A 22,253-nucleotide genomic window follows, 5' to 3' on the forward strand; every position below is an offset into this window, starting at 1 on the left:
AAAACAGAGGTGATTGAATATTTAAAAGCGGATTGGCAAGGTTTAGCGGATGTACAACTTGCGACACTAAACTGGGTAGATTGGTTCAATAAAGAGCGTGTACACAGTGCACTGGGTTATGTATCACCTTTTGAGTTTGAAGCAATGTACTATGATAAGATTAACCCGTTAGGTCAGGTGGCCTAACTTAAATAAAAAAGTCTCCGACAAACCCGGTACGGTTCAGTATAGATTCAGGCTTAAGCCGTGTTTTTTATATTCTTTATTATTTGATGATGTTGGATCTTCAAACTCTGCAGCTTCTTCTTCATCGGTAAAATGATAACGTGACCAATCACTTTCCGTGTAGTCGTAAGTAACGGAGCCGTGGATTTTGCCAATTTCAGTATTTGGGGTACAAGTTTCAGCATTAACTACACCACCTGTAAATTCGCCGTATGCTGCAGAAACATTACTATCGATCAATTCTAATTTACAAATTAAATCGGTATTTAGGGCCATCCCTTGTGAGCCACCATCAAGCTTGCCTGAATAGGAGTTGCCGCTTGCCAGAGGGTCAAGGTTATTGGTGGTATTGACGCCGTTAATTACAAATTTATTTCGGTAAGTTTGCGCGCCATTAATAGATATCTCGGATGGTCGTAGCTCAGCCTGTGAATCTGCAGAACGTTGTTCACGGCTAAACTGCACATTTGGATTAACTTTTAAAAAGTCTGTGATATTTTTCGAACTATTCGGCGTTTTTTCTAAATCTTCTTTGGAGTAGACGGTTGTACCTACTTCTGGCTTGGCTTTGACTTCAACTTCAATCGGCGACATTTTGAGATTATTGCTTTGAATAAATTGAGTTGTATCAATTTCATTAGCATAAGCTTGAGATGCTAAAGCAGTCAAAATTGCGAGATTGAGGGGAGAATAGGCAAAGCGCATGGCTGTCAACAATTATGCAGATAAAAACGATAGTGATTATCATTAACTTTATAAAAATAATCAATAGAAATGAGAATTATTTGCAATAAGTGATTTTTTAATACACAGCGAATTCAATGAAAATTTTGAATAATCAGAAGAGATGGTGATGTGTATTCAATAGACTTGAATAATCAGCTTGGAGAAAGTCTGAATAAGAATTGGCGTCCCTACGGGGATTCGAACCCCGGTTACCGCCGTGAAAGGGCGATGTCCTAGGCCTCTAGACGATAGGGACGTTTAGAAGATGGCGGTATCTTATTGATCCGCCATCATAGTGTCAAGTAGGTGAGGGCCGAGTTTGTTCAAAATATAACAGAACAGTTCAGCGGTCTTCTGAGTATCGTAAAGTGCAGAGTGTGCTTCTTTGCCATCAAACTCAATACCTGCCTGAATACATGATTTTGCCAGCACAGTTTGTCCAAACATTACAGCGCTCAAAGTCACTGTATCGAATACGGAAAAACTATGGAAAGGATTTTGATTTTTTGTCCCTGTACGTGCAATCGCTGCCTGTACAAAACCTAAGTCAAAATGGGCATTATGACCAACTAAAACCGCGTGTGTGCAGTTCTGTTGGCGACGTACTTCATTCACTGACTTAAAAATACGTTTTAATGCTGATTTCTCATCTTCAGCCATGGCCATACGCATCGGATTAAATGGATCTACACCAATAAAATCCAGTGAGCGACGGTCAAGGTTGGCACCTTCAAACGGATTGATATGTGCATGGTGGGCTTCACCCGGTACAAAATTACCTTCTGCATCATACACAATAGGAATCGCTGCAATTTCCAGTAAGGCATCGGTCTGTGAATTAAAACCTGCTGTTTCGACATCGACAACAACAGGTAGGAATCCACGGAAACGTTGACCAATGACTGGTCGAGTTTCATCTGTCACACTTTTCTCCATTGGATGGTCTTACCCGCATACAACGGAATAATTTTTTCGCCATCCAAATAGTCTAAACTTTCAGGGATCACTTGATCTTCTTTTACCAAAGTAATGGTATTGGTATTTCGAGGGAGTCCGTAGAAGTCTGCACCAAAATGGCTTGCAAAACCTTCTAAACGGTCGATTTTACCGACTTGATCAAATGCTTGAGCGTATAGCTCAATTGCTGTTGGTGCACTATAACATCCTGCACAGCCACATGCATTTTCTTTAGCATTTTTTGAGTGCGGCGCACTGTCTGTACCTAAGAAAAATTTAGGGTTCGCACTGGTCGCGACTTCGAGCAAAGTTTGCTGATGGGTTTGACGTTTTAAAATCGGTAAGCAATAGAAATGCGGTTTAATACCACCCACCAACATATCATTACGGTTAAACAATAAATGTTGCGGTGTGATTGTCGCAGCGACATTACGGTCTTGTTCTAATACAAAATGCGCAGCTTCACTAGTAGTGATGTGTTCTAGCACCAATTTTAATTTAGGGAACTGTTTTAACAGTGGAGATAGCACTTCATCTAGGAAACGTTTTTCACGGTCAAAAATATCGACATGGTTGTGCGTAACTTCACCATGTAACAGTAATGGCACTTGATGTTCTTCGAGTTGCTCAATTACACCATAGACTTTACTAATGTCACTGACACCACTGTCCGAATTCGTGGTTGCACCTGCTGGATAAAGTTTGATGGCATTAACATGCTCAGATTCTTTAATTTTTTTAACTTCACTCGCTGGGGTGTTGTCTGTGAAATAGAGCACCATACGCGGGTCAAAGTGAACACCTTCAGGAACATGTGCCATGATACGTTCACGGTATGCATTTGCTTCTTCAACGGTTTTTACCGGTGGTACGGTGTTTGGCATACAAATCGCGCGAGAGAATTGTTGTGCTAAATCAGGAACTGTACGCTTTAGGGCTAGACCGTCACGTAAATGTGCATGCCAATCATCTGGCTGAAGAAGAGTAATCGTGTTCACAGCGATTCCAAGCTTGGAAATAAAACAAATGATAATGCAAATAATGTGAAAATGGTAACGAGATTTCTGTACAAATGACTGAACAGATATAAATTAAGAATAAAACTGTGGTATTTTTAAATGACTAAAAGAATTAGATAAATGCTTGGAAATGGAATACAAGTATAACCTTGCAAAGTTGCAATACGATAAAGAAAAAATAGAGGAACTGATTACACGGCAAACTCGTCGTGTAGGGGAAATGTTTCCTAAAAAACTGGAAACGCAATTTTGGACTTTAAACCTCGATCGTGCGCAAACCAACATACGTCATTTTTTTTGGATGGGGGTGTTGATCTACTTTGTGCTGACCATGCTGATCATTCCTGGAGATTATTGGATTATTGATCAACAGCATTTTGTGCATGATTTTATTCATTGTTTGGTCGGACAGCTCAATGGTGCGCTGTGTCTTTTGACTTTATATGCCTTTGCCCGTTACGACCGTCTGAAACCTTATTTTTCACATGCCAGTATGTTTGTGGTGTTCTGGGCAGTTATTACAATGTCTTGGCTCACCATGACCGTGTATACCGAAGCACTTAAACATCAGGCCATGATGATCCTTTGTATGATTTACATCTTGAGCTACATTTTGACGGGGGTGAAACCGGTCCAAATGTTGATGTCTGGCTTGTTGGCTGCTGTGGTCACCATGTTGATGCTTTTTTCATTAGAAGTGAAATTTGATATGATGGTGTTGGGGCGTGTACTGATTGGAAGCTGTGTATTGGGTTTTGCAATCAGTAAGATGCTCTGTGCGCGTGAAAGGATGATTTTTTTGAATATGCTGCGCGCGGATATTAGTGAAAAAATCCATCGTATTCATACCACAGAGCTTTTACATTTAAGTCAGCATGATGAATTAACCAAGATTTCAAACCGACGTACTTTTGATGAAATGCTTGATACCTTTTATGAGCAATCTCGACGTAATAACACCTCGCTTGCTGTGCTATTTATCGATGTTGATCATTTTAAAAACTATAACGATTTCTACGGTCATCAAAAAGGCGATGATGTAATTTCAACCATTGCCAAAACCATTAAAAATGCCATTCGACATATGGATTTTGTAGCGCGATATGGTGGTGAAGAATTTGTGGTTTTATTGCCTGAAACCGATGCGCATGGTGCTTATGCGGTAGCGTCAAATATTTATAAAGCAATCGATCGTTTAGAAATTCCACATGCCAAATCACAGGTTTCAAATCACGTCACTATTAGTTTGGGTATTACGGTATATCGTGCTGAAAATATGACGAAGGATGAACTGTTAAATATTGCCGATCAGGCGTTGTATCGTGCGAAACAATTAGGCCGGAATCAAATTTACTATCAGTCGATTCGTTCAGCACATGTGGCTTAATGTTTAATAAAATTGAGAACTTCTCTGAAATCGGCAATAAAAAACCGCGCAAAATGCGCGGTTTTTTATGACTCAACAAATCTTATTTGTTTTTGTCTTTTAATTGAGGCACTGCAGAACCTGTACCTACTGCAAGTAAGCCAGAGTTTGTGTAGATACCTAATTTAGCGCGAGTATCTGTGATATCCAAGTTACGCATAGTCAATTGACCGATACGGTCAGCAGGGCTAAACATAGAGTCACCTTTCTCCATAGTTAAACGCTCAGCTTCATAAGTGAGGTTAGGAGATTCAGTGTTTAGAATAGTGTAGTCATTACCACGACGAAGTTCTAAAGTCACAGTACCAGTGATTGCTTTAGCAACCCAACGCTGCGCAGTTTCACGAAGCATTAATGATTGAGAATCGAACCAACGACCTTGGTAAAGAAGACGACCTAAACGCAGACCGTTAATACGGTATTGTTCGATGGTGTCTTCGTTATGAATACCAGTCACAAGACGCTCATAAGCGATGTGAAGAAGCGCCATACCCGGAGCTTCGTAAATACCACGAGATTTTGCTTCAATGATACGGTTTTCGATTTGGTCTGACATACCTAGACCGTGACGACCACCGATACGGTTAGCTTCAAGAATGAACTCAACAGGGTTTTCGATGCGTTTGCCGTTTAATGCAACAGGGAAGCCTTCTTCGAAAGTTACAGAAACTTCTTCAGCTTTAACTTCTACGTCATCTTTCCAGAAAGCAACGCCCATGATTGGGTCTACGATTTTGATACCCGCATTAAGGTATTCAAGATCTTTTGCTTCGTGAGTCGCACCTAACATGTTTGAGTCAGTTGAGTACGCTTTCTCTTTTGACATTTTATAGTCAAAACCGTTGTCGATTAGGAACTGTGACATTTCTGCACGGCCACCTAATTCGTCAATAAAGGTTTGGTCTAACCACGGTTTGTAAATTTTAAGTGCTGGGTTAGTCAATAGACCATAACGGTAGAAACGTTCAATGTCGTTACCTTTATAAGTCGAACCGTCACCCCAGATGTTTACGTCATCTTCTTTCATTGCGGTTACAAGCATCGTACCTGTAACTGCACGACCAAGAGGAGTCGTGTTGAAATAAGGCATACCACCAGTTGAAATGTGGAAAGCGCCACATTGAATAGCCGCAATACCTTCTAAAGCAAGTTGTAAACGACAATCAACTAAGCGAGCTTTAACTGCGCCATACGCCTCCGCTTTTTTTGGAATCGCATCGTAGTCGTCTTCATCAGGTTGACCTAAGTTTGCTGTGTAAGCATAAGGTTCTGCACCTTTTTGTTTCATCCACAAAAGCGCAGCTGAAGTATCTAGACCACCAGAGAAGGCAATACCAACTTTTTTGCCAACTGGGACATTCTGCAAGATAGTTGCATTATCAGTCATTGTTAATCCTAACGATATAAATATAGGCACCGAGAATGGGTGGCCTGAAAGAATACATATATGTGCCCGATTGTAGCACTTTTCTGCAGGGTTTTTCTAAAAAATCATGAGATACAAGCGATGAGGTAGAAAAAAATGATCGTTGAAATCTATTGATGAATACTTCATCCAGTTTTTGCGGGCGGAAAAGGCATTTTCTGAAAGAAATAGGTTGCACATATAAAGAAATCTATTTGATTTAAATAAATGGTCATACCAATATGGTGTTGATTTGGTTTTTATACTTTTCATTGAAATGAGACTGAGGTCAAACAAAGCGTGGTTATTAGACTAAAGTATATTTTATAAAGTTTAGTTGTAAATAATAAATACAAAACAGATATTTAAAAGTTGATATGGAGGTTTTTAAACGGAAAAATAATGTTTTTGTATTTTATATTGGTCATACCAAAAACAAGAAAAGCTTGAATGATTGAGTTGAAATAATTAAAAATTGCGGAGTATTTCAGCAATAGTATGAGTTTTTATGTCTTTGATTTTTATATTGGTCATACCAATGTGAAAAGACCACATGCTGATATTGCTCAATAATTAAATCTTAGTAAGCATTTCAAGGAGATGACAATGCTTCAATGGCAGCAAATATATGACCCAATGGGGAATATATGGATATCAAGTTTAATTGCGCTCATTCCGATTATCTTTTTTTTCTTGGCGCTTGCTGTATTTCGTTTAAAAGGCAGTGTGGCAGGTACGATCACCGTTGTACTGGCACTTTTGGTGTCTTTATTTGCCTATGACATGCCTGCGCTTATGGCATTGGCTTCGATGGTCTACGGTTTTTTCTACGGTTTATGGCCGATAGCATGGATCATTATTGGTGCGGTGTTCCTGTATAAAATCTCAGTCAAAACAGGGCAGTTTGACATCATCCGTTCTTCGATTCTTTCCATTACTGAAGATCAACGATTACAGATGCTGTTAGTTGGCTTTGCTTTCGGTACTTTCCTCGAAGGTGCGGCGGGCTTTGGTGCTCCTGTGGCGATTACTGCAGCACTATTGGTAGGTTTAGGCTTTAAACCCTTATATGCGGCAGGTCTTTGTCTGATTGTAAATACAGCGCCAGTGGCTTTTGGTGCGATGGGTATTCCAATTATCGTTGCTGGGCAAGTGTCTGGTGTTGATACGATGGAAATCAGTCAGATGGTTGGTCGACAGTTGCCATTTATGGTACCGATTGTACTGTTTTGGATTATGGCGATTATGGATGGTTGGCGCGGTGTGAAGGAAACTTGGCCTGCAGTTGTGGTTGGCGCGAGTAGCTTTGCGATTGCACAGTATCTAACGTCGAACTTTGTCGGTCCTGAATTACCCGATATTACCGCGGCGATTGCCTCTTTAGTGTCATTAACGATTTTATTTAAATATTGGCAGCCTAAACATATTTTCCGCTTTGCAGATCAAGATGCGACGATGAGTGAAGATGTTGCTGCACAAAAACAGCAAAAATATAGCTTGGGGCAAATTGCAAAAGCGTGGTCACCATTTGCGATCTTAACGGTGATGGTCACGATCTGGAGTATTAAACCGTTTAAGGATTTATTTACTAAAGACGGTGCCTTACATGATTTGGTTATTTCCATCAAAGTGCCATTTTTACATCAATTGGTTCAAAAGATGCCGCCAGTCGTACCTGAAATGAAGGACTACGATGCCATCTATAAATTTGACTGGTTTTCGGCAACAGGTACGGCAATTGTCATCGCTGCGATCATTACCATTATTTTCTTAAAAATGAAGCCGAAAGACGCAATTGTGACCTTTGGTGAAACCATTAATGAATTAAAAATTCCAATTTATTCGATTGGGATGGTCTTGGCTTTTGCATTTATCGCCAACTATTCAGGGATGTCGGCAACATTGGCATTGGCACTTGCGCATACAGGCCAAGCCTTTACCTTCTTCTCGCCATTTTTAGGATGGCTTGGTGTATTCCTCACGGGTTCAGATACGTCAGCCAATGCGCTATTTGCAGCATTGCAGGCGACTACTGCACAACAAATCGGTGTGCCAGAAGTATTACTCGTTGCTGCTAATACCAGTGGCGGTGTGACAGGGAAAATGATTTCACCACAGTCAATTGCAATTGCATGTGCGGCAGTCGGGTTGGTAGGTAAAGAGTCGGATTTATTCCGTTTTACCGTAAAACACAGTATAACGTTCACAATCATGATGGGGATTTTAATCACCCTACAAGCTTATGTGTTCCCTTGGATGATTCCATAACACGAATTGTGTAACAACGTTAAGGAAAGCAGATGAAAGTCTCTGATAAAACTGTTCAAAGTCTTCGTGTATTGATTGAACAAAGCAATATGCAAGTTGGAGATCGTCTGCCTGCTGAACGGAAATTGTGTGAACAACTTGGCGTCTCACGCACCTCTTTACGCGAGGCGATTTCTCAATTGACTAGCATGGGCGTGTTGGTCAGTAAAGTGGGTGCGGGGACTTTTTTAAAGCAATTACCAGCGACTTGGTCGAGTTATCAAATTGTGCAGCCCATCAGCAGTTTGATTAGTGAAGACCCTGCCTACCGTTTTGATGTGCAAGAGGCGCGCATTATTTTAGAAGGTGGTACTGCATGGTATGCGGCACAACGTGCTACAGCAGAGGACTTGGCACATATCCGACATTATTATGATCAGATCAATCATTTTCAGGCTTTAGGCAATGACGATGAAGCAGCGCGTGCAGATGCCAAATTTCATTTAGCAATTGCTGAAGCATCACATAATTTAGTGTTGATTCAGATGATGCGTGGTCTATTTGATCTGTTGCAATTTAATGTCGTTTTAGGTCGTCGAAAAGTTTATAGCGAAGCACACCGATTTGATCAATTGCATGATCAGCACTTCCAAGTCATGAATGCAATTGAACGTCGTGATCCTGAAGCTGCACGTAAAGCAGTCTGTGGACACATTGAGTTTGTAGTACAACAGGTGCGCATGATTGATGAAGAAGAAGCTCGTCGTCAGCGTGCCAGTCGATTAAACAGGATATAAGCATGATTATTTCTTCTGCCAATGACTATCGTGAAGCGGCACGTCGTCGTTTACCGCCATTTTTATTTCATTACATCGATGGCGGGGCGTATGCCGAATATACCTTAAAGCGTAATGTAGAAGATTTATCAAAAATAGCGTTGCGTCAACGTGTGCTGAATGACATGTCACAGCTGAGTCTAGAAACCCAACTGTTTAATGAAACCTTATCGATGCCTGTGGCTTTATCACCTGTGGGTTTAACCGGGATGTATGCACGCCGCGGCGAAGTTCAAGCAGCAGTAGCCGCAGATAAAAAGGGCATTCCATTTACGCTGTCTACCGTTTCAGTTTGTCCAATTGAAGAAGTGGCGCCAGCGATTCAGCGTCCCATGTGGTTTCAGTTATATGTGCTACGTGACCGTGGCTTTATGAAAAATGCCTTAGAACGTGCCAAAGCAGCAGGCTGTTCAACTCTGGTGTTTACCGTGGATATGCCTGTTCCGGGCGCACGTTACCGTGATGCGCACTCAGGGATGAGCGGGCCAAATGCAGCAGTGCGCCGTTATATGCAGTCGTGTTTCCACCCACACTGGGCGTGGAATGTGGGTTTATTAGGTCGTCCGCATGACTTAGGGAATATTTCAAAATACTTGGGCAAACCAACAGGTTTAGAAGATTATATCGGCTGGTTGGGTAATAACTTTGACCCATCAATTTCATGGAAAGATCTTGAGTGGATTCGTGAATTTTGGGATGGCCCGATGGTCATTAAAGGAATTTTGGATCCTGAAGATGCCAAAGATGCAGTGCGTTTCGGTGCAGATGGGATTGTGGTGTCAAACCACGGTGGTCGTCAGCTGGATGGCGTTTTATCTTCTGCACGTGCGCTTCCACCAATTGCAGATGCAGTCAAGGGTGATATTAAAATCCTCGCGGATTCGGGTATTCGTAATGGTTTAGACGTGGTACGTATGCTGGCGTTGGGTGCGGACACCTGTATGCTCGGTCGTGCTTTTGTTTACGCATTAGGTGCTGCGGGTGGAGCGGGCGTTTCAAATCTTTTAGAACTGATTGATAAAGAAATGCGTGTTGCCATGACTTTAACGGGCGCGAAAACCATTGCAGATATTACAGAAGATTGCTTGGTTCGTTTAGAGCGCGAATTGGCTTAGCCGTTAACTTTGATACGCGTAAATGTCATCTGCAATTGTTCGAGGCAGACTTACATATTTAAAGTAATGTTTCTGCGAAGATAATATTTATCAGAAAGTATTTGACGAGTTTTGCAGATGACAATGGTTTTGCCTACTTTTCCCAAAAGAAAAGTAGGTCGAACCGAAGGTTAATTCCTAAATATAAACAAAACTGAAATTACTCCGCCGTTATGAATGCTTTAAAGCCTGAACTGTATAAGCATTCATCCATAGGATAACCAATATGCAACCCCATTCAGATTCACAGCAAACTATTCAAAAACTCATCACTATTGTGGGTAAACAACACGTTTTAACTGACGATAAAGACACACGTTTATACCGCCAAGGTCGTCGTTACGGTGCAGGGAAAGTACTGGCTGTTGTTGCACCAGGGTCATTACTGGAACAGTGGCAAGTACTACAAGCGGCTGTTGATGCAGATTGTATTGTGATTATGCAAGCAGCCAATACAGGTTTGACCGGTGGTTCAACGCCTTTTGGCGATGACTATGACCGTCCTGTGGTTCTGATCAGCACGCGTCGTTTGGTTGGCATTCAGGTGATTAATAATGGTCAACAAGTCATTTGTCTACCGGGTGCGACATTAGACAAGCTTGAAAAAGATTTGGCGCAATTCAATCGTGAACCTCATTCGGTGATTGGTTCTTCTTGTATTGGGGCATCGGTTTTGGGTGGCGTCTGTAATAACTCAGGGGGTGCTTTGGTGCGCCGCGGTCCTGCCTATACAGAGCTTGCACTGTATGCACGAGTGAATGAGTCAGGTGACTTAGAGTTGGTCAATCATTTAGGTATCAATCTTGGCAATACGCCTGAAGAAATCCTCACAGCGTTGGAAAATAAAAATTATCAAATCAATGACATTGTGAATAATTCAAGTTGCTGTGCCTCTGATCAGCGCTATTCACATGACGTTAAACAAGTTGATGAAAATACGCCTGCACGTTTCAATGCTGATCCAAGCCGCTTATTTGAAGCATCGGGTTCAGCGGGTAAAGTGTGTGTCTTTGCCGTACGTTTAGATACCTTTGAAAAGATTCCAAGTCAGGTGTTTTATGTAGGAACCAATTCACATGATGATTTGACGGAAATTCGCCGTTTTTTACTAAAAGATTTGCCGCGCTTGCCGATTGCAGGTGAGTACATTCATCGCGTGGCATATGACATTGGGGCTGAGTACGGCAAAGATTCTTTTGTATTTATTGAAAAATTTGGCACGGCAAAAGTTCCAGCTGCTTTTGCCATGAAAGATAAAGTCGATGGCTATTTAGAAAAACTGGGCTTGCGAGGTTTGTCAGATAAAGTCTTGCAGCTAGTGACAAAATTTTTGCCGAATCATTTGCCGAAACGGATGAATGCCTTCCGTGATTTATATGAACATCATTTGATGATTCGTATTGAAAATCAGGATGTTGATCAAGTTGATGCGTATTTGAAAACGTATTTTTTAGATAAAACGGCAGGCAATTATTTTAAATGCACAGACGAAGAAGGGCGTAAAGCATTTTTACACCGTTTTGCGGTGGCAGGTGCTGCAATTCGTTATCGTGATACGCATCGTTCGGAAGTGGAAGATATTGTTGCGCTGGATATTGCGCTACGTCGCAATGATCGAGAGTGGGTAGAAACTTTGCCGAAAGCCATGGATGAGCAAATTATCCATAAACTCTATTATGGACATTTTCTCTGTCATGTTTTTCATCAAGATTATATTGTGAAAAAAGGTGTAGATCCTTTGGTAATGGAACATGCAATGTGGCATTTACTCGATGATCGTGGTGCTGAATATCCTGCGGAACACAATGTTGGACATTTATATGTTGCCAAGCCTGCATTAAAAAATCATTATCAAAAGTTGGATCCAACCAATAGCTTTAATGTCGGGATTGGGCAAACCAGTAAGCTGAAGCATTGGAAATAATGCTTTTAAAAATAACACGCCGTGATGTGAAATATCACGGCTTTTTTTATGGTTAGAGGATTTATATATCAGGCGGTATTGACCATAAAAGCGAAGAATATTTTCTAAACTGTCATCCCAAAATATAAAAAAACCGCTAAAGTATTATGCAACAAGTTGCAAAGCCAAAATAAGGATTCAGCATGACAACGACTAGCTATGCAAATATTTTAAAACCTTTACATTTGGGTTTTACCACGATTAAAAATCGTGTCGTGATGGGGTCCATGCATAGTGGGCTGGAAGATCGTTTTTATAATTATCCTAAGCTTGCAGCTTATTTTGGTGAGCGTGCGAAAGGTGGTGTCGGCCTGATTATTACAGGCGGTATTTCGCCAAACCGTCAAGGTTGGTTGTTACCTGCTGGCGGTACCATGAATACTTTAGGTGATATCGCTCCGCATCGATTGGTGACTCATGCAGTGCATAAGCATGGTGCCAAAATTTTAATGCAAATCTTGCATGCAGGGCGTTATGGCTATCAGCCTTTTGCAGTGTCAGCGAGTCCGATAAAATCTCCGATTTCACCTTTTAAACCGCGTCAATTGAGTGATAAACAGATTTTAGACACGATAGACGACTATGTACGCTGCGCAAGCTTAGCTCAAAAAGCGGGCTATGACGGTGTTGAAATCATGGGTTCAGAAGGCTATTTGCTGAATCAATTTTTAAGTCGTCATGTCAACCAACGGACTGACCGTTGGGGCGGCGAGATTGAAAATCGTATGCGTCTTGCGGTTGATATTGTGAAATCGATACGTGCTGAAGTGGGTGAGAAATTTATTATCTGCTTCCGTTTGTCATTACTCGATTTGGTCCATGATGGGAACACCATGGCTGAAGTCATTACTGTTGCCAAAGCTTTGGAAGCAGCAGGTGTGACGTTGTTGAACACGGGGATTGGCTGGCATGAAGCACGTATTCCGACAATTGTAACTTCAGTTCCGCGTGCGGCATTTGTGGATTATACCGCTGAAGTCAAAAAACATGTTGCGATACCTGTCATTGCGTCAAACCGTATCAATATGCCAGATACAGCTGAAGAAATTTTGGCTTCAGGCAAGGCAGATATGGTGCAAATGGCACGTCCATTCTTGGCAGATCCATTTTGGGTGAATAAAACTGCGACCAATCGTGTCGATGAAATTAATACGTGTATTGCCTGTAACCAAGCCTGTTTAGATCATACTTTTAAAAATCAGCGTGCGACGTGTTTGGTCAATCCACGAGCGGCATATGAAACAGAATTGGTTTATTTAAAAACCAAAAAACCGAAGCGTATTGCAGTCGTCGGTGGTGGCGTGGCAGGCATGTCTGCTGCAACGGTAGCGGCAAGCCGAGGTCATGCCGTGACTTTATTTGAAGCTGGTGCAGAGGTGGGTGGTCAATTTAACTTGGCAAAAGTCGTTCCCGGTAAAGAAGAATTTCACGAAACGATTCGCTACTTTAAAGTTCAAATCGAAAAAACGGGTGTTGATTTGCGTTTAAACACGCGTGTAAACCGTGAGCAACTTGAACGTGAAGGGTTTGAGGAAGTTGTTATTGCAACTGGTGTGGTTCCTCGCAGCTTAAAAATTGAAGGTAGTGATGCACCGAATGTCTTGTCTTATGCAGAAGTGCTGAAGGGCGCAGCTGTGGGGAATAAAGTTGCTGTGATTGGTGCAGGCGGCATTGGCTTTGATGTATCTGAATTTTTACTCAAACCACCACATCAGCCACAACCAATGCCTTTAGCGGATTGGCAGCGGGAGTGGGGTGTTGATCCAAATCCAAACTACGTAACAGAAGGCGGTATGCAGGCTGCTGAGCTCGAACCTCCTGTTCGAGAAATTTATTTATTACAACGTAAAACAACTGCACTCGGTGCAGGGTTAGGTAAAACATCAGGCTGGGTACACCGTGCACAATTAAAGAAAAATGCGGTTCGTATGCTGCGTGGTGTTCAATACAAAGCCATTACTGATGAAGGTCTTTGGGTTGAACATGTAGGGCATGATCAATTATTACGTGTAGATACGATCGTTGTTTGTGCAGGTCAGGAATCGGTAAAGCATTTGATGCCCGAACAGGGTGAGAAAACCCTTGCCAATTACCATATTATTGGTGGTGCAAAACTAGCAGCAGAGTTAGATGCGAAACGCGCAATACGTGAAGGTGCGGAGCTCGCGGCTAAACTTTAAGGATTTGGCGAAACAATATTCATTTGAAAGGTTTAGTTGTAATTTTTACTTGTCAGATGAATAAAACCTCCGTATTATGGCGCACATGGAAGCGTGGCAGAGCGGTTTAATGCACCGGTCTTGAAAACCGACGAGGGCGCGAGTCCTCCGTGAGTTCGAATCTCACCGCTTCCGCCAAATTCAAAAAAGCCCCTGTAGTGATACAGGGGCTTTTTTTTGTTTTAGATTTTAATTTGAGACGGCAATCTTACTTACTAGTATTTTAAGCAATGCTAAAAATGGATATCAGACTTAAAATTCAAGTCAGAAATTAATGCAAGGGTTGTCAAAGGTTGAATTAAAAGTAAGAGAAAAGAATGTTTATAGATTGATAGTGTTGAATTTATTTTTAATGGCCTATTTATTTAAATCTTTCACAAGCATTGGGCAGAGCTATGATCGCTTATTTTGAAAAAATATCAATTGTATTTTATTTGATCAAATGTTTAGAAGTGTCACGCCCCCTTGGCAAGGGATAAAAAAGTGCTATATTGAAATCACAGTAGGTCATAACCAAGACGCTACTAATAGGTTGGACGGATCAATGACAGCTCGTTGAGTTTAGTAATATTTAAGATATTTTTTGAATATTACAGACAAGAAATCAGCACTAGCCTTCCAACATAGAGCCCGCAGCAATGCGGGCTTTTTAATGTCTTTCAAAATGTGAAAATATAGTGTTTTTGTCAAACAATAATTAAATAGTCAACCTATGTTATTGATATATATTTACTAAAGTAAAATAAGTTTACATTGCCATGAAATCTAACATTTACAAAGCAGGTTGTTGCGTAAAGGTGTGATATAAAAAATTCAATTATTAAAACAAGTAGAGACGTCACTATGACACAGATGATCGATATTAAAGTGAAGGACCAATTTAGTCAGGTTTATGAAGCACAAGCTTTGGTGCGTAATCCTTCAGAAGAAGATTCAAGAGCGCTGTTTCATCGCATTGAACATATCATTATTGCAGGTGAAATCATCCTACCCAGTATCGAACTACTTTTTGAAAGTCAAAAATCGGACAGTATTTACAAGCTTTTAGAAGCTTAAATTGAATGAATAAAAAAACTCACCTTAATGGTGAGTTTTTTTATTTTTAGAGATTGAAATTTAAGCTGTTTGATCTGCTTTAAATTGATTCAAAATATAAGACAGTAACTGATAGCGTGTCATCGGGTTGCTAGAAGACAGTTCAACGTCTTGTTTACGCACTTGAATTTCTTGAGTTAAAACCCCAGCTTGAAAGCGTTGCACGATCATATGATCTTTTGATACATCATGGTCGGTCAGCACCAGTTTTGGTCCAAGGTGCAGATGTCCAATCGCATCTAGACATTGTTCAAGGCTGCTATATAGGTTGAAAAGGATGAGTGCCTGATCATTAGAATAATTGGCTAAATTCATTTTTATTATCCATGGTCAAAAATTATTGAGCAGGAATAGTGTATACGAATTGAGCAACATTAATCTGTATGGATTATTTTTCATTTAATGTCTATCTAGCTAACTTTGGTTAAATCATTGAGACAGCTTAAATCTTTATGAAAAATAAGTTGGAATTCGCTTTTTAATTAAAGCGGCTTGAATACAAGCGGGACATCGTAACGGGCAAATTCTTCAATGATACTGTTTAAAACCAATTGAGCTTGAGGTTCCGCTGCTGTAAAGGTGAGTTCTTGGTTCGTTTGGCTGTTGAAGCATTCAATTCGTTCTATACGCCAAATTGTTTCAATGGCTGTATTTTGAATGACCACACGTCTAGGCTGTAATTCATCACTAATTTTTCGTGGCATGACATAGGTAATGGCCAATTGAACATTAGGCAATTCGTCTTGTGAGGTTAAGAAGGTAAATACCCAATTGCCAATTTTGCTGAGTTGCATTGGATTATCGAAAGAATCAAATTCTAAACAAAATTGTTGTGACATTGACATGCTCAAACGCTGGGAGGTCGGTTTAATTCTTGCGATTTTTTACTGTTGATTGACATTAGGGGAAGGTCGTATAAAACAGCAGTTAAAACCTTAAAAGAAATAAGTGAATCAATAAAGTTAATAAAATTCAATTTCTTATATTGATATGCTTGAAAAATAACTCACCTCATTAAGTTGTTTTTTGAATGAGAAGTGAGGAAAAGTCTCTAAGTTAAACCAGTTGTTGCAGATTTTTTAGACTGTAATTAATTTGCTGTAATGCATGTTGTAAGAGTTTAGGTTGAATATTGGATTCATTTAGACAGGTGATCCATTGCATTTGACAGGCTTTTAAGTCTGCAATATCCGTGGCCTGTTGAATATTAAGCATTAATTTTTTTGCCATAAGCCCACAATAGCGCTGTAAGTAACTGCACATAAAGCTCTGTAACTCATCAAAATCATGCTCGATGAAATCAACGGTTTTTTCTGGCAATACTGGATTGTTCGTTGTCGTAGTTTTAGGTGTGGCTTGTTTGAATTGATGGGGTGTAGAGCTCATCGCATCCATTGGTAGGGGGGGCGTCAGTGCGTACTGTGTCTGAGTCTGAGGAACTTCCATCGTAGGCATTGAATGTTCATTAAAAGTCACATTTTTTTGCGCTGTGAGATCGGATGCAGGGCTAAAGGTATTGAGATCGGACGTATTGCTAGGCGCTATTTTAGGAGGATTAAAAGCAGAAAAATCGGAGCTTTGAAGGCGTTGATGATCATGTGCTGTAATCGGCTGAATCAGCTCGAGTTCCATCAGTTGCTCGAGCAATGTCGCTTCAGCAATGCGCTGCTGATAATGGACTGGCATTTGGTTAAAGTCATCACTACCAATCAAGAGTAGCAGACGACGTTGTCTAGCGTTTAATGCGAGCTGTCGGTCTTTTAATGTTTGAAAACCCAGCTCAGTTTTTTGATAGTTGAACATGCCTTAATTCCATAGCTCAAAAGAATTAAGGCAATCCTATGCAGTGATAATGACAGTAATATTAAGAAAATATTAAATAATCAATGATTTATAGGGTAATGACGGCAGAATTTTCTAAAGCTTTACGCAAATAAGGGTCTAAGTCATCTTGACGTAATAGCCATTGCACATAGTCCGCAGGTAATTCAGCAATCGCGGTACCACGGTGTTTACCAAAATTAATACTGCGAGGAATGCGAGCATCTTCCGAAGCTTCGTATAATTCTTCGATGCTGTTGATTTTTAAGTGATGCACAATATGCATCAAAATATTGGCAGTTAAAATAATATCCATATCTGCGCGGTGAGCTTTACGGATCATTTCACGGGCTTTTTCACTGCCTTTGGTGATCATATATATCAAGGCAGAAATATTATGCGCTTCTGCATCAGGCCATACTCGACGAGCTAGCGCAAGGGTACAAATGGCTTTGATTTTTGAACTATCTACACCGCATTTTTCGAGCGCTCGAATATCATAGTCAATATTATGCCCAATGATGTATGTCGTCTCAGTTGGAAGCTCAAAACTGCTGTAGTGGGGCTGACCTTCAAGATCTGATTCTAAAATATGATGTACAGCCATTGCTGCAAAAGAAATCGCTTCATCACAACGATAAAGTTGATCAAAAATTTTAGATTTATCTAAAGTAATTTTAGCATCTGCCACCTGAATTGGAGCATAGGCAATCTCGATGGGTTGTCCATTTAGTGTATGGGTTTCTGTGTCGAGAATGATGGCTTGCATGTCCAGTTCCAGCATGTTGAATAATGTTTATGAATGTACATGATCACATCCACACTGACAAACCCATGCTGTGATTATTTGTAGGAATATTATGAAGATGGCTGCGCAGTGTTTAAATAATCTGCTTTTATCGCATCTGCCGAAATAAAACCTTTACAGCGGGATAAAGCTAAACCATCTTCTAAATCGACTTATTTTAAAGGCTTTTGTCCATCGTGATATCCAAAAATGTCGCTAAGTGGATTAAGCACTAGAGTATGTTCACGATCAATGGCATGGTGGTTTTTCGGGTTTACTTTTGTGCATATGTTTGTGTAGTTGGCAGGGGGTACAGCATTTTTATTGATTTTACATTTTGCTTTAACCTCCGAAAAATAGCCCAATCTGTATCCAATGATCAGAAATATAAGTTTATCCATTTTTCTGAGATCGGGGTGGCTGATGTATTTGAATGCTATTAATATATATCGAGCTAAAACAAAGTTTTAGTTCTATATTAACCCGAATCGCGGATAAGAAATAAACTTGAAAATAAGAAGACTAGAGCCATCAGTTGAGTTACCACACAAAACTCACAACTCTAGTCCTAATGTTCAATAGTACCGAATTATTCTGCGTAATTGATGATTTCTTTCTTAAATTTGAAGCAACTTATTGGAACTTTCTCAAACAAAATAGCCATTCTTTGAGAATCAGACGTGCTCATCTGACGATCTCAGAAATCTGCTTTATTGCCATTTGGTATAAATGTTCTTATTTCAGCAATTTCAAAGCCTTTTTCACATGGTTAAAAGAAGATAAAAGACATTTGTTTAAAAGCTTACCATGTTACCAACGGATGATTCATCTGATCAATATGCACCAATTAGCAATACATGCTTTACATGTGGCTCTGATGAAAGGTCAAAATACCCAATATTTGTGGATTGATTCAACGACTTTGCCAGTCTGTAAAAATCAACGTATTCAACGCCATAAATCATTAGCTCAAATAGCATCTCGTGGTAAAAGCTCGATGGGCTGGTTTTATGGCTGTAAGCTACATATTGCGATGAACCCATTTGGTGAAATCGCTTGTTCTGCTTTATCAAATGGGCATATAGCTGACATAAAAATGGTTGAGCAATTGGCTGACGGCTTAGAAGCAAAGCTATATGGAGATCGTGGTTATATCAGCCGGGAACTAAAAAGCAGGTTAAAAGATCAAGGTATTGATTTGATTACTTACCATCGAAGAAACATGCAATCCATCCAACTATCTGCATCAGATGAATATCACTTAAGACAACGAAATAAGATAGAAACGTTATTCAGCTTATTGAAAGGACAATACAATTTAGTGACGAGTAAAGCTCGTAGTATTCATGGATTTCTGAGTGGGATTTACGCATCGTTATGTGCATATCAACTTAATCATCAAAATAAACCAACAATTCAAATTATGGAATCATTGGCTTAAGCGGGATTCGGGTTATATTAATTTGATAAATTAATATAAGAGCAATTGCTTGAAAATTAGGCTTGAACAAAAGTTTGTTCCATGTATTTAATGATTCATCTTCAATGAAAAATTGACTTTAAAACAACAAACAAAAGGATCATGGAATGAAAATGCTGCGTTTAACGGTTTTTGTCAGCAGTGCGCTATTTTTAGCAGCCTGCGGTAATGATAGTAATGACCAACAATTTAGTAATCCTGAAACAAACGCTGATCTCAATCAGATCAAAAATCCAGTGGTAACTACAACTGCCTATAGTCAAGACAATATGCCTGCTGTGAGTGCAGACAGCCGATTGATGACCTATAAAATGCTAGGAGTAGATGGCAAAGTTGTTCAAGCCACAGCCTTAGTCTTTACCCCAAAAACAGTTGCTCCGGCAGGTGGTTGGAAAATTGTGGCTTGGGCACATGGAACGACAGGTGTGGCTGATAAATGCGCTCCGAGCCGACAAGGTTTGCAAGGTACTGAATACTTATTGCAAATGTTATTGGCAAAGGGTTATGTCGTTGTGGCACCCGATTATGAAGGATTAGGGGAACCTAGTGGACGTGAAAACCATCCTTATCTGAATCTAAAAAGTGAAGCCTTTTCGATTACCGATGCCGTTGTCGCTGCTCGAAGTTACTTAACCAGTCAAGGTAAAACGGTGTCGAAGGATTGGCTTTCGATCGGACATTCTCAAGGTGGTCAAGCCGTATTAGGTGCAGCTGAATTCGCATCGCGTGCTGACTTAAATTATAAGGGAACGATTGCCATAGCACCTGCAAATAATCTTGCGCTCATTCTTGACGCAGGCGAGAAGTTAGCTGTAGGTAAACCTGCAACCGTGCAAACTATGATTTATGCACCTTTAGACAGTTTTACTGCGCAGATTATTGCGGGTATGCAAGGGCATAAAAACAGTGTGGATTATTCAAAAGTATTTAGTGGACATTTGGCTGCGATTGCACCTCAGGCTGAAACAGTGTGTTCAGGTGAATTAACCAGGTTAATTCAAGATGACATGCTCAGTTATGCGAGTCAAAACACGACTTTGGATAACTATGGACGCACGCAGTCTGATTTCTTAACTTTAAAGCCAATCCAAAAATTTATGAGTGAAGGTTCACAGCCTTTAACGACAGCGGTGAAAACGCCGATCATTATTTATCAAGGTAAAGCCGATCAGACCATTCCAGCAGATGCGACTAAATTTATGATTAGCCTTGCTAAGCCGGGAACATCGATTGACTATCGTGAGCAAGAGACAGCAGATCATATTAGTATTTATACCGATAATCTGGCAAATTTTGTGCAAGATGTAGAGACTCTCATGCCAAATCAATAAGTTGATTTGACTTAAATAGTGCTCGTGTAGATTCAACACGGGCATTATTTATTTAAAAACAGCACAAACTTCCCTCTCTCATTTCTAAAACTTCATGCTACAATACGCGCCAATCTTAGCACGGCTTAAAAGCCCTAATTTAATAGGACCTCGCTAATGTTTGCCAACACCTCTATTGCTCAATTTGACCCTGAATTAGCTCAAGCGATCTCGAATGAAGATGCTCGCCAAGAAGCGCACATTGAGTTAATCGCTTCAGAAAACTACTGTTCACCTGCAGTAATGGAAGCTCAAGGTTCAAAACTTACTAACAAATATGCAGAAGGCTACCCTGGTAAACGCTACTACGGCGGTTGCGAGTATGTAGACGTGATCGAACAATTGGCCATTGACCGTGCTAAAGAATTGTTTGGTGCTGATTATGCAAACGTTCAACCACACGCTGGTTCACAAGCAAACTCTGCAGTTTACCTTGCGCTACTTAACCCAGGCGATACAGTTTTAGGTATGAGCTTGGCTCACGGTGGTCACTTGACTCACGGTGCTAAAGTTAGTTTCTCTGGTAAAACTTACAACGCAATTCAATACGGTTTGAACCCAGAAACTGGCGAAATCAACTATGAAGAAGTTGAACGTTTAGCTGAAGAACACAAGCCAAAAATGATCGTGGCTGGTTTCTCTGCGTATAGCCAAGTTGTTGATTGGCAACGTTTCCGAGATATCGCGGACAAAGTTGGCGCTTACTTATTCGTAGATATGGCTCACGTAGCTGGTCTTGTTGCTGCTGGTGTTTACCCAAGCCCAGTACAAATTGCTGACGTAACTACAACGACTACACATAAAACACTTCGTGGTCCACGTTCTGGTTTAATCCTTGCGAAAGCAAACGAAGAAATCGAGAAAAAATTACAATCAGCTGTATTCCCAGGTAACCAAGGTGGTCCTTTAGTTCACGCTGTAGCGGCTAAAGCGATCTGCTTCAAAGAAGCAATGGCGCCTGAATATAAAGCTTACCAACAACAAGTTGTTAAGAATGCGCAAGCAATGGCTGAAGTTTTAATCGAACGTGGTTATGATGTTGTTTCTGGCGGTACTAAGAACCATTTGTTCTTATTATCTTTAATTAAACAAGACATTACTGGTAAAGATGCCGATGCTTGGTTAGGTGCTGCTCACATTACTGTGAACAAAAACTCAGTACCAAACGACCCACGTTCTCCATTCGTGACTTCGGGTATCCGTATCGGTACTCCTGCTGTAACAACACGTGGTTTTGGCGAAGCTGAAGTACGTGACCTTGCAGGCTGGATCGCTGACGTTCTAGACAGCAAAGGTGACGAAGCTGTGATTGCTGCAGTGAAAGAAAAAGTTGCTGCTGTTTGCGCTAAATTCCCAGTTTACGCAAAATAAGTCTGACTTGAGAAAGCCCCCTCAAGGGCACTGCTGTCCCACAATTTTTCACAAGAGGAAGCTCATTTGAGCTTCCTCTTGTTTTATGGGTATTTTATCGGGTGAAAATAAAGCTTTTAAAGTTCTTCTTTCAAACAAATTCACTTGAATTA

Annotated in this window: 19 protein-coding genes and 2 tRNA genes; 12 read left to right on the forward strand and 9 right to left on the reverse strand. The window is 40.5% G+C overall.

The window, feature by feature from the left end; all coding sequences use genetic code 11:
• The coding region (locus FTT94_RS13995; protein ID WP_165492557.1) for an integrase core domain-containing protein at positions 1-186 on the forward strand (186 nt) is incomplete at its 5' end.
• 36 nt (positions 187-222) lie between these two features.
• On the opposite strand, the gene FTT94_RS14000 is transcribed toward FTT94_RS13995, so the two are convergent.
• From FTT94_RS14000 to pyrC, 4 genes are all read right to left on the reverse strand, one after another.
• Entirely contained in the window at positions 223-930 is a 708-nt protein-coding gene (locus FTT94_RS14000) for a Plug domain-containing protein (RefSeq protein ID WP_180170973.1), read from the reverse strand.
• Between the two features lie 201 nt (positions 931-1,131).
• Positions 1,132-1,207 (reverse strand) — tRNA-Glu (locus FTT94_RS14005).
• A gap of 20 nt (positions 1,208-1,227) precedes the next feature.
• A complete protein-coding gene (rnt, locus tag FTT94_RS14010; RefSeq protein WP_078192915.1) occupies positions 1,228-1,887 on the reverse strand; it encodes a ribonuclease T in 660 nt (219 codons plus the stop codon).
• Positions 1,872-2,906, reverse strand: a complete 1,035-nt coding sequence (pyrC, locus tag FTT94_RS14015) for a dihydroorotase (RefSeq protein WP_111885770.1) — start codon at positions 2,904-2,906, stop codon at positions 1,872-1,874. Before pyrC ends, rnt begins: the two co-directional genes overlap by 16 nt.
• A 151-nt stretch (positions 2,907-3,057) precedes the next feature.
• On the opposite strand from pyrC, the gene FTT94_RS14020 reads away from it, so the two are divergent.
• The gene (locus FTT94_RS14020) at positions 3,058-4,314 is read left to right on the forward strand and encodes a diguanylate cyclase (protein WP_180089082.1); all 1,257 of its coding nucleotides are present in this window, start codon (positions 3,058-3,060) and stop codon (positions 4,312-4,314) included.
• 82 nt (positions 4,315-4,396) lie between these two features.
• Here the strand turns inward: FTT94_RS14020 and argG are convergent, their stop codons facing one another.
• Positions 4,397-5,740 (reverse strand): argininosuccinate synthase, encoded by a 1,344-nt coding sequence (gene argG / locus FTT94_RS14025; protein ID WP_078192912.1) that lies wholly within the window; start codon positions 5,738-5,740, stop codon positions 4,397-4,399.
• A gap of 618 nt (positions 5,741-6,358) precedes the next feature.
• Here argG and lldP point away from each other — a divergent pair.
• From lldP to FTT94_RS14060, 7 genes are all read left to right on the forward strand, one after another.
• Positions 6,359-8,026, forward strand: a complete 1,668-nt coding sequence (gene lldP / locus FTT94_RS14030; protein ID WP_171256696.1) for an L-lactate permease — start codon at positions 6,359-6,361, stop codon at positions 8,024-8,026.
• Between the two features lie 32 nt (positions 8,027-8,058).
• Entirely contained in the window at positions 8,059-8,802 is a 744-nt protein-coding gene (gene lldR / locus FTT94_RS14035) for a transcriptional regulator LldR (RefSeq protein WP_180004196.1), read from the forward strand.
• A gap of 2 nt (positions 8,803-8,804) precedes the next feature.
• Positions 8,805-9,956 carry an FMN-dependent L-lactate dehydrogenase LldD gene (gene lldD, locus FTT94_RS14040; protein ID WP_180074323.1) on the forward strand — a complete coding sequence of 384 codons (1,152 nt, stop codon included), beginning with the start codon at positions 8,805-8,807 and terminating at the stop codon, positions 9,954-9,956.
• Between the two features lie 265 nt (positions 9,957-10,221).
• Complete coding sequence (dld, locus tag FTT94_RS14045) at positions 10,222-11,919, forward strand: D-lactate dehydrogenase (protein WP_180170974.1); 1,698 nt, start codon at positions 10,222-10,224, stop codon at positions 11,917-11,919.
• A 182-nt stretch (positions 11,920-12,101) separates the two neighbouring features.
• On the forward strand, positions 12,102-14,138 hold the full coding sequence (locus FTT94_RS14050) for an NADPH-dependent 2,4-dienoyl-CoA reductase (protein ID WP_180170975.1): 2,037 nt from the start codon (positions 12,102-12,104) through the stop codon (positions 14,136-14,138).
• A gap of 87 nt (positions 14,139-14,225) precedes the next feature.
• Positions 14,226-14,315: transfer RNA gene (locus FTT94_RS14055), tRNA-Ser, on the forward strand.
• A 705-nt stretch (positions 14,316-15,020) separates the two neighbouring features.
• Positions 15,021-15,233, forward strand: coding sequence for a hypothetical protein (locus FTT94_RS14060; RefSeq protein WP_078189132.1), 213 nt, complete (start codon positions 15,021-15,023; stop codon positions 15,231-15,233).
• 60 nt (positions 15,234-15,293) lie between these two features.
• Here the strand turns inward: FTT94_RS14060 and FTT94_RS14065 are convergent, their stop codons facing one another.
• The 4 genes from FTT94_RS14065 to FTT94_RS14080 form a co-directional block, all read right to left on the reverse strand.
• Positions 15,294-15,587: a hypothetical protein gene (locus FTT94_RS14065; RefSeq protein WP_111885765.1), complete on the reverse strand. Its 294-nt coding sequence runs from the start codon at positions 15,585-15,587 to the stop codon at positions 15,294-15,296.
• 167 nt (positions 15,588-15,754) lie between these two features.
• Complete coding sequence (locus FTT94_RS14070) at positions 15,755-16,111, reverse strand: hypothetical protein (protein WP_180165207.1); 357 nt, start codon at positions 16,109-16,111, stop codon at positions 15,755-15,757.
• Between the two features lie 217 nt (positions 16,112-16,328).
• On the reverse strand, positions 16,329-17,075 hold the full coding sequence (locus tag FTT94_RS14075; protein WP_180170976.1) for a hypothetical protein: 747 nt from the start codon (positions 17,073-17,075) through the stop codon (positions 16,329-16,331).
• Between the two features lie 88 nt (positions 17,076-17,163).
• Entirely contained in the window at positions 17,164-17,862 is a 699-nt protein-coding gene (locus tag FTT94_RS14080; RefSeq protein WP_180170977.1) for a 3'-5' exonuclease, read from the reverse strand.
• A gap of 589 nt (positions 17,863-18,451) precedes the next feature.
• On the opposite strand from FTT94_RS14080, the gene FTT94_RS14085 reads away from it, so the two are divergent.
• From FTT94_RS14085 to glyA, 3 genes are all read left to right on the forward strand, one after another.
• Positions 18,452-19,321, forward strand: a complete 870-nt coding sequence (locus FTT94_RS14085; protein ID WP_180170978.1) for an IS982 family transposase — start codon at positions 18,452-18,454, stop codon at positions 19,319-19,321.
• A 146-nt stretch (positions 19,322-19,467) separates the two neighbouring features.
• Positions 19,468-20,691, forward strand: a complete 1,224-nt coding sequence (locus tag FTT94_RS14090; protein WP_180170979.1) for an alpha/beta fold hydrolase — start codon at positions 19,468-19,470, stop codon at positions 20,689-20,691.
• Between the two features lie 156 nt (positions 20,692-20,847).
• Positions 20,848-22,101 carry a serine hydroxymethyltransferase gene (gene glyA, locus FTT94_RS14095; RefSeq protein WP_180170980.1) on the forward strand — a complete coding sequence of 418 codons (1,254 nt, stop codon included), beginning with the start codon at positions 20,848-20,850 and terminating at the stop codon, positions 22,099-22,101.
• Positions 22,102-22,253 lie beyond the last annotated feature (152 nt).

This window comes from Acinetobacter sp. YH12027 (assembly GCF_013420085.1).
Classification (GTDB): Bacteria; Pseudomonadota; Gammaproteobacteria; order Pseudomonadales; family Moraxellaceae; genus Acinetobacter; species Acinetobacter amyesii.

What these genes read in the sequence shown, in the direction of transcription:
- argG (WP_078192912.1), bottom strand. Translation starts at nt 5,740, where the DNA reads ATGACTGATAATGCAACTATCTTGCAGAATGTCCCAGTTGGCAAAAAA.
- FTT94_RS14000 (WP_180170973.1), bottom strand. Translation starts at nt 930, where the DNA reads ATGCGCTTTGCCTATTCTCCCCTCAATCTCGCAATTTTGACTGCTTTA.
- FTT94_RS14060 (WP_078189132.1), top strand. Translation starts at nt 15,021, where the DNA reads ATGACACAGATGATCGATATTAAAGTGAAGGACCAATTTAGTCAGGTT.
- FTT94_RS14085 (WP_180170978.1), top strand. Translation starts at nt 18,452, where the DNA reads ATGTTCAATAGTACCGAATTATTCTGCGTAATTGATGATTTCTTTCTT.
- lldP (WP_171256696.1), top strand. Translation starts at nt 6,359, where the DNA reads ATGACAATGCTTCAATGGCAGCAAATATATGACCCAATGGGGAATATA.
- FTT94_RS14090 (WP_180170979.1), top strand. Translation starts at nt 19,468, where the DNA reads ATGAAAATGCTGCGTTTAACGGTTTTTGTCAGCAGTGCGCTATTTTTA.
- lldD (WP_180074323.1), top strand. Translation starts at nt 8,805, where the DNA reads ATGATTATTTCTTCTGCCAATGACTATCGTGAAGCGGCACGTCGTCGT.
- lldR (WP_180004196.1), top strand. Translation starts at nt 8,059, where the DNA reads ATGAAAGTCTCTGATAAAACTGTTCAAAGTCTTCGTGTATTGATTGAA.
- FTT94_RS14070 (WP_180165207.1), bottom strand. Translation starts at nt 16,111, where the DNA reads ATGTCACAACAATTTTGTTTAGAATTTGATTCTTTCGATAATCCAATG.
- dld (WP_180170974.1), top strand. Translation starts at nt 10,222, where the DNA reads ATGCAACCCCATTCAGATTCACAGCAAACTATTCAAAAACTCATCACT.
- FTT94_RS14065 (WP_111885765.1), bottom strand. Translation starts at nt 15,587, where the DNA reads ATGAATTTAGCCAATTATTCTAATGATCAGGCACTCATCCTTTTCAAC.
- FTT94_RS14020 (WP_180089082.1), top strand. Translation starts at nt 3,058, where the DNA reads ATGGAATACAAGTATAACCTTGCAAAGTTGCAATACGATAAAGAAAAA.
- glyA (WP_180170980.1), top strand. Translation starts at nt 20,848, where the DNA reads ATGTTTGCCAACACCTCTATTGCTCAATTTGACCCTGAATTAGCTCAA.
- FTT94_RS14050 (WP_180170975.1), top strand. Translation starts at nt 12,102, where the DNA reads ATGACAACGACTAGCTATGCAAATATTTTAAAACCTTTACATTTGGGT.
- rnt (WP_078192915.1), bottom strand. Translation starts at nt 1,887, where the DNA reads ATGGAGAAAAGTGTGACAGATGAAACTCGACCAGTCATTGGTCAACGT.
- FTT94_RS14075 (WP_180170976.1), bottom strand. Translation starts at nt 17,075, where the DNA reads ATGTTCAACTATCAAAAAACTGAGCTGGGTTTTCAAACATTAAAAGAC.
- FTT94_RS14080 (WP_180170977.1), bottom strand. Translation starts at nt 17,862, where the DNA reads ATGCAAGCCATCATTCTCGACACAGAAACCCATACACTAAATGGACAA.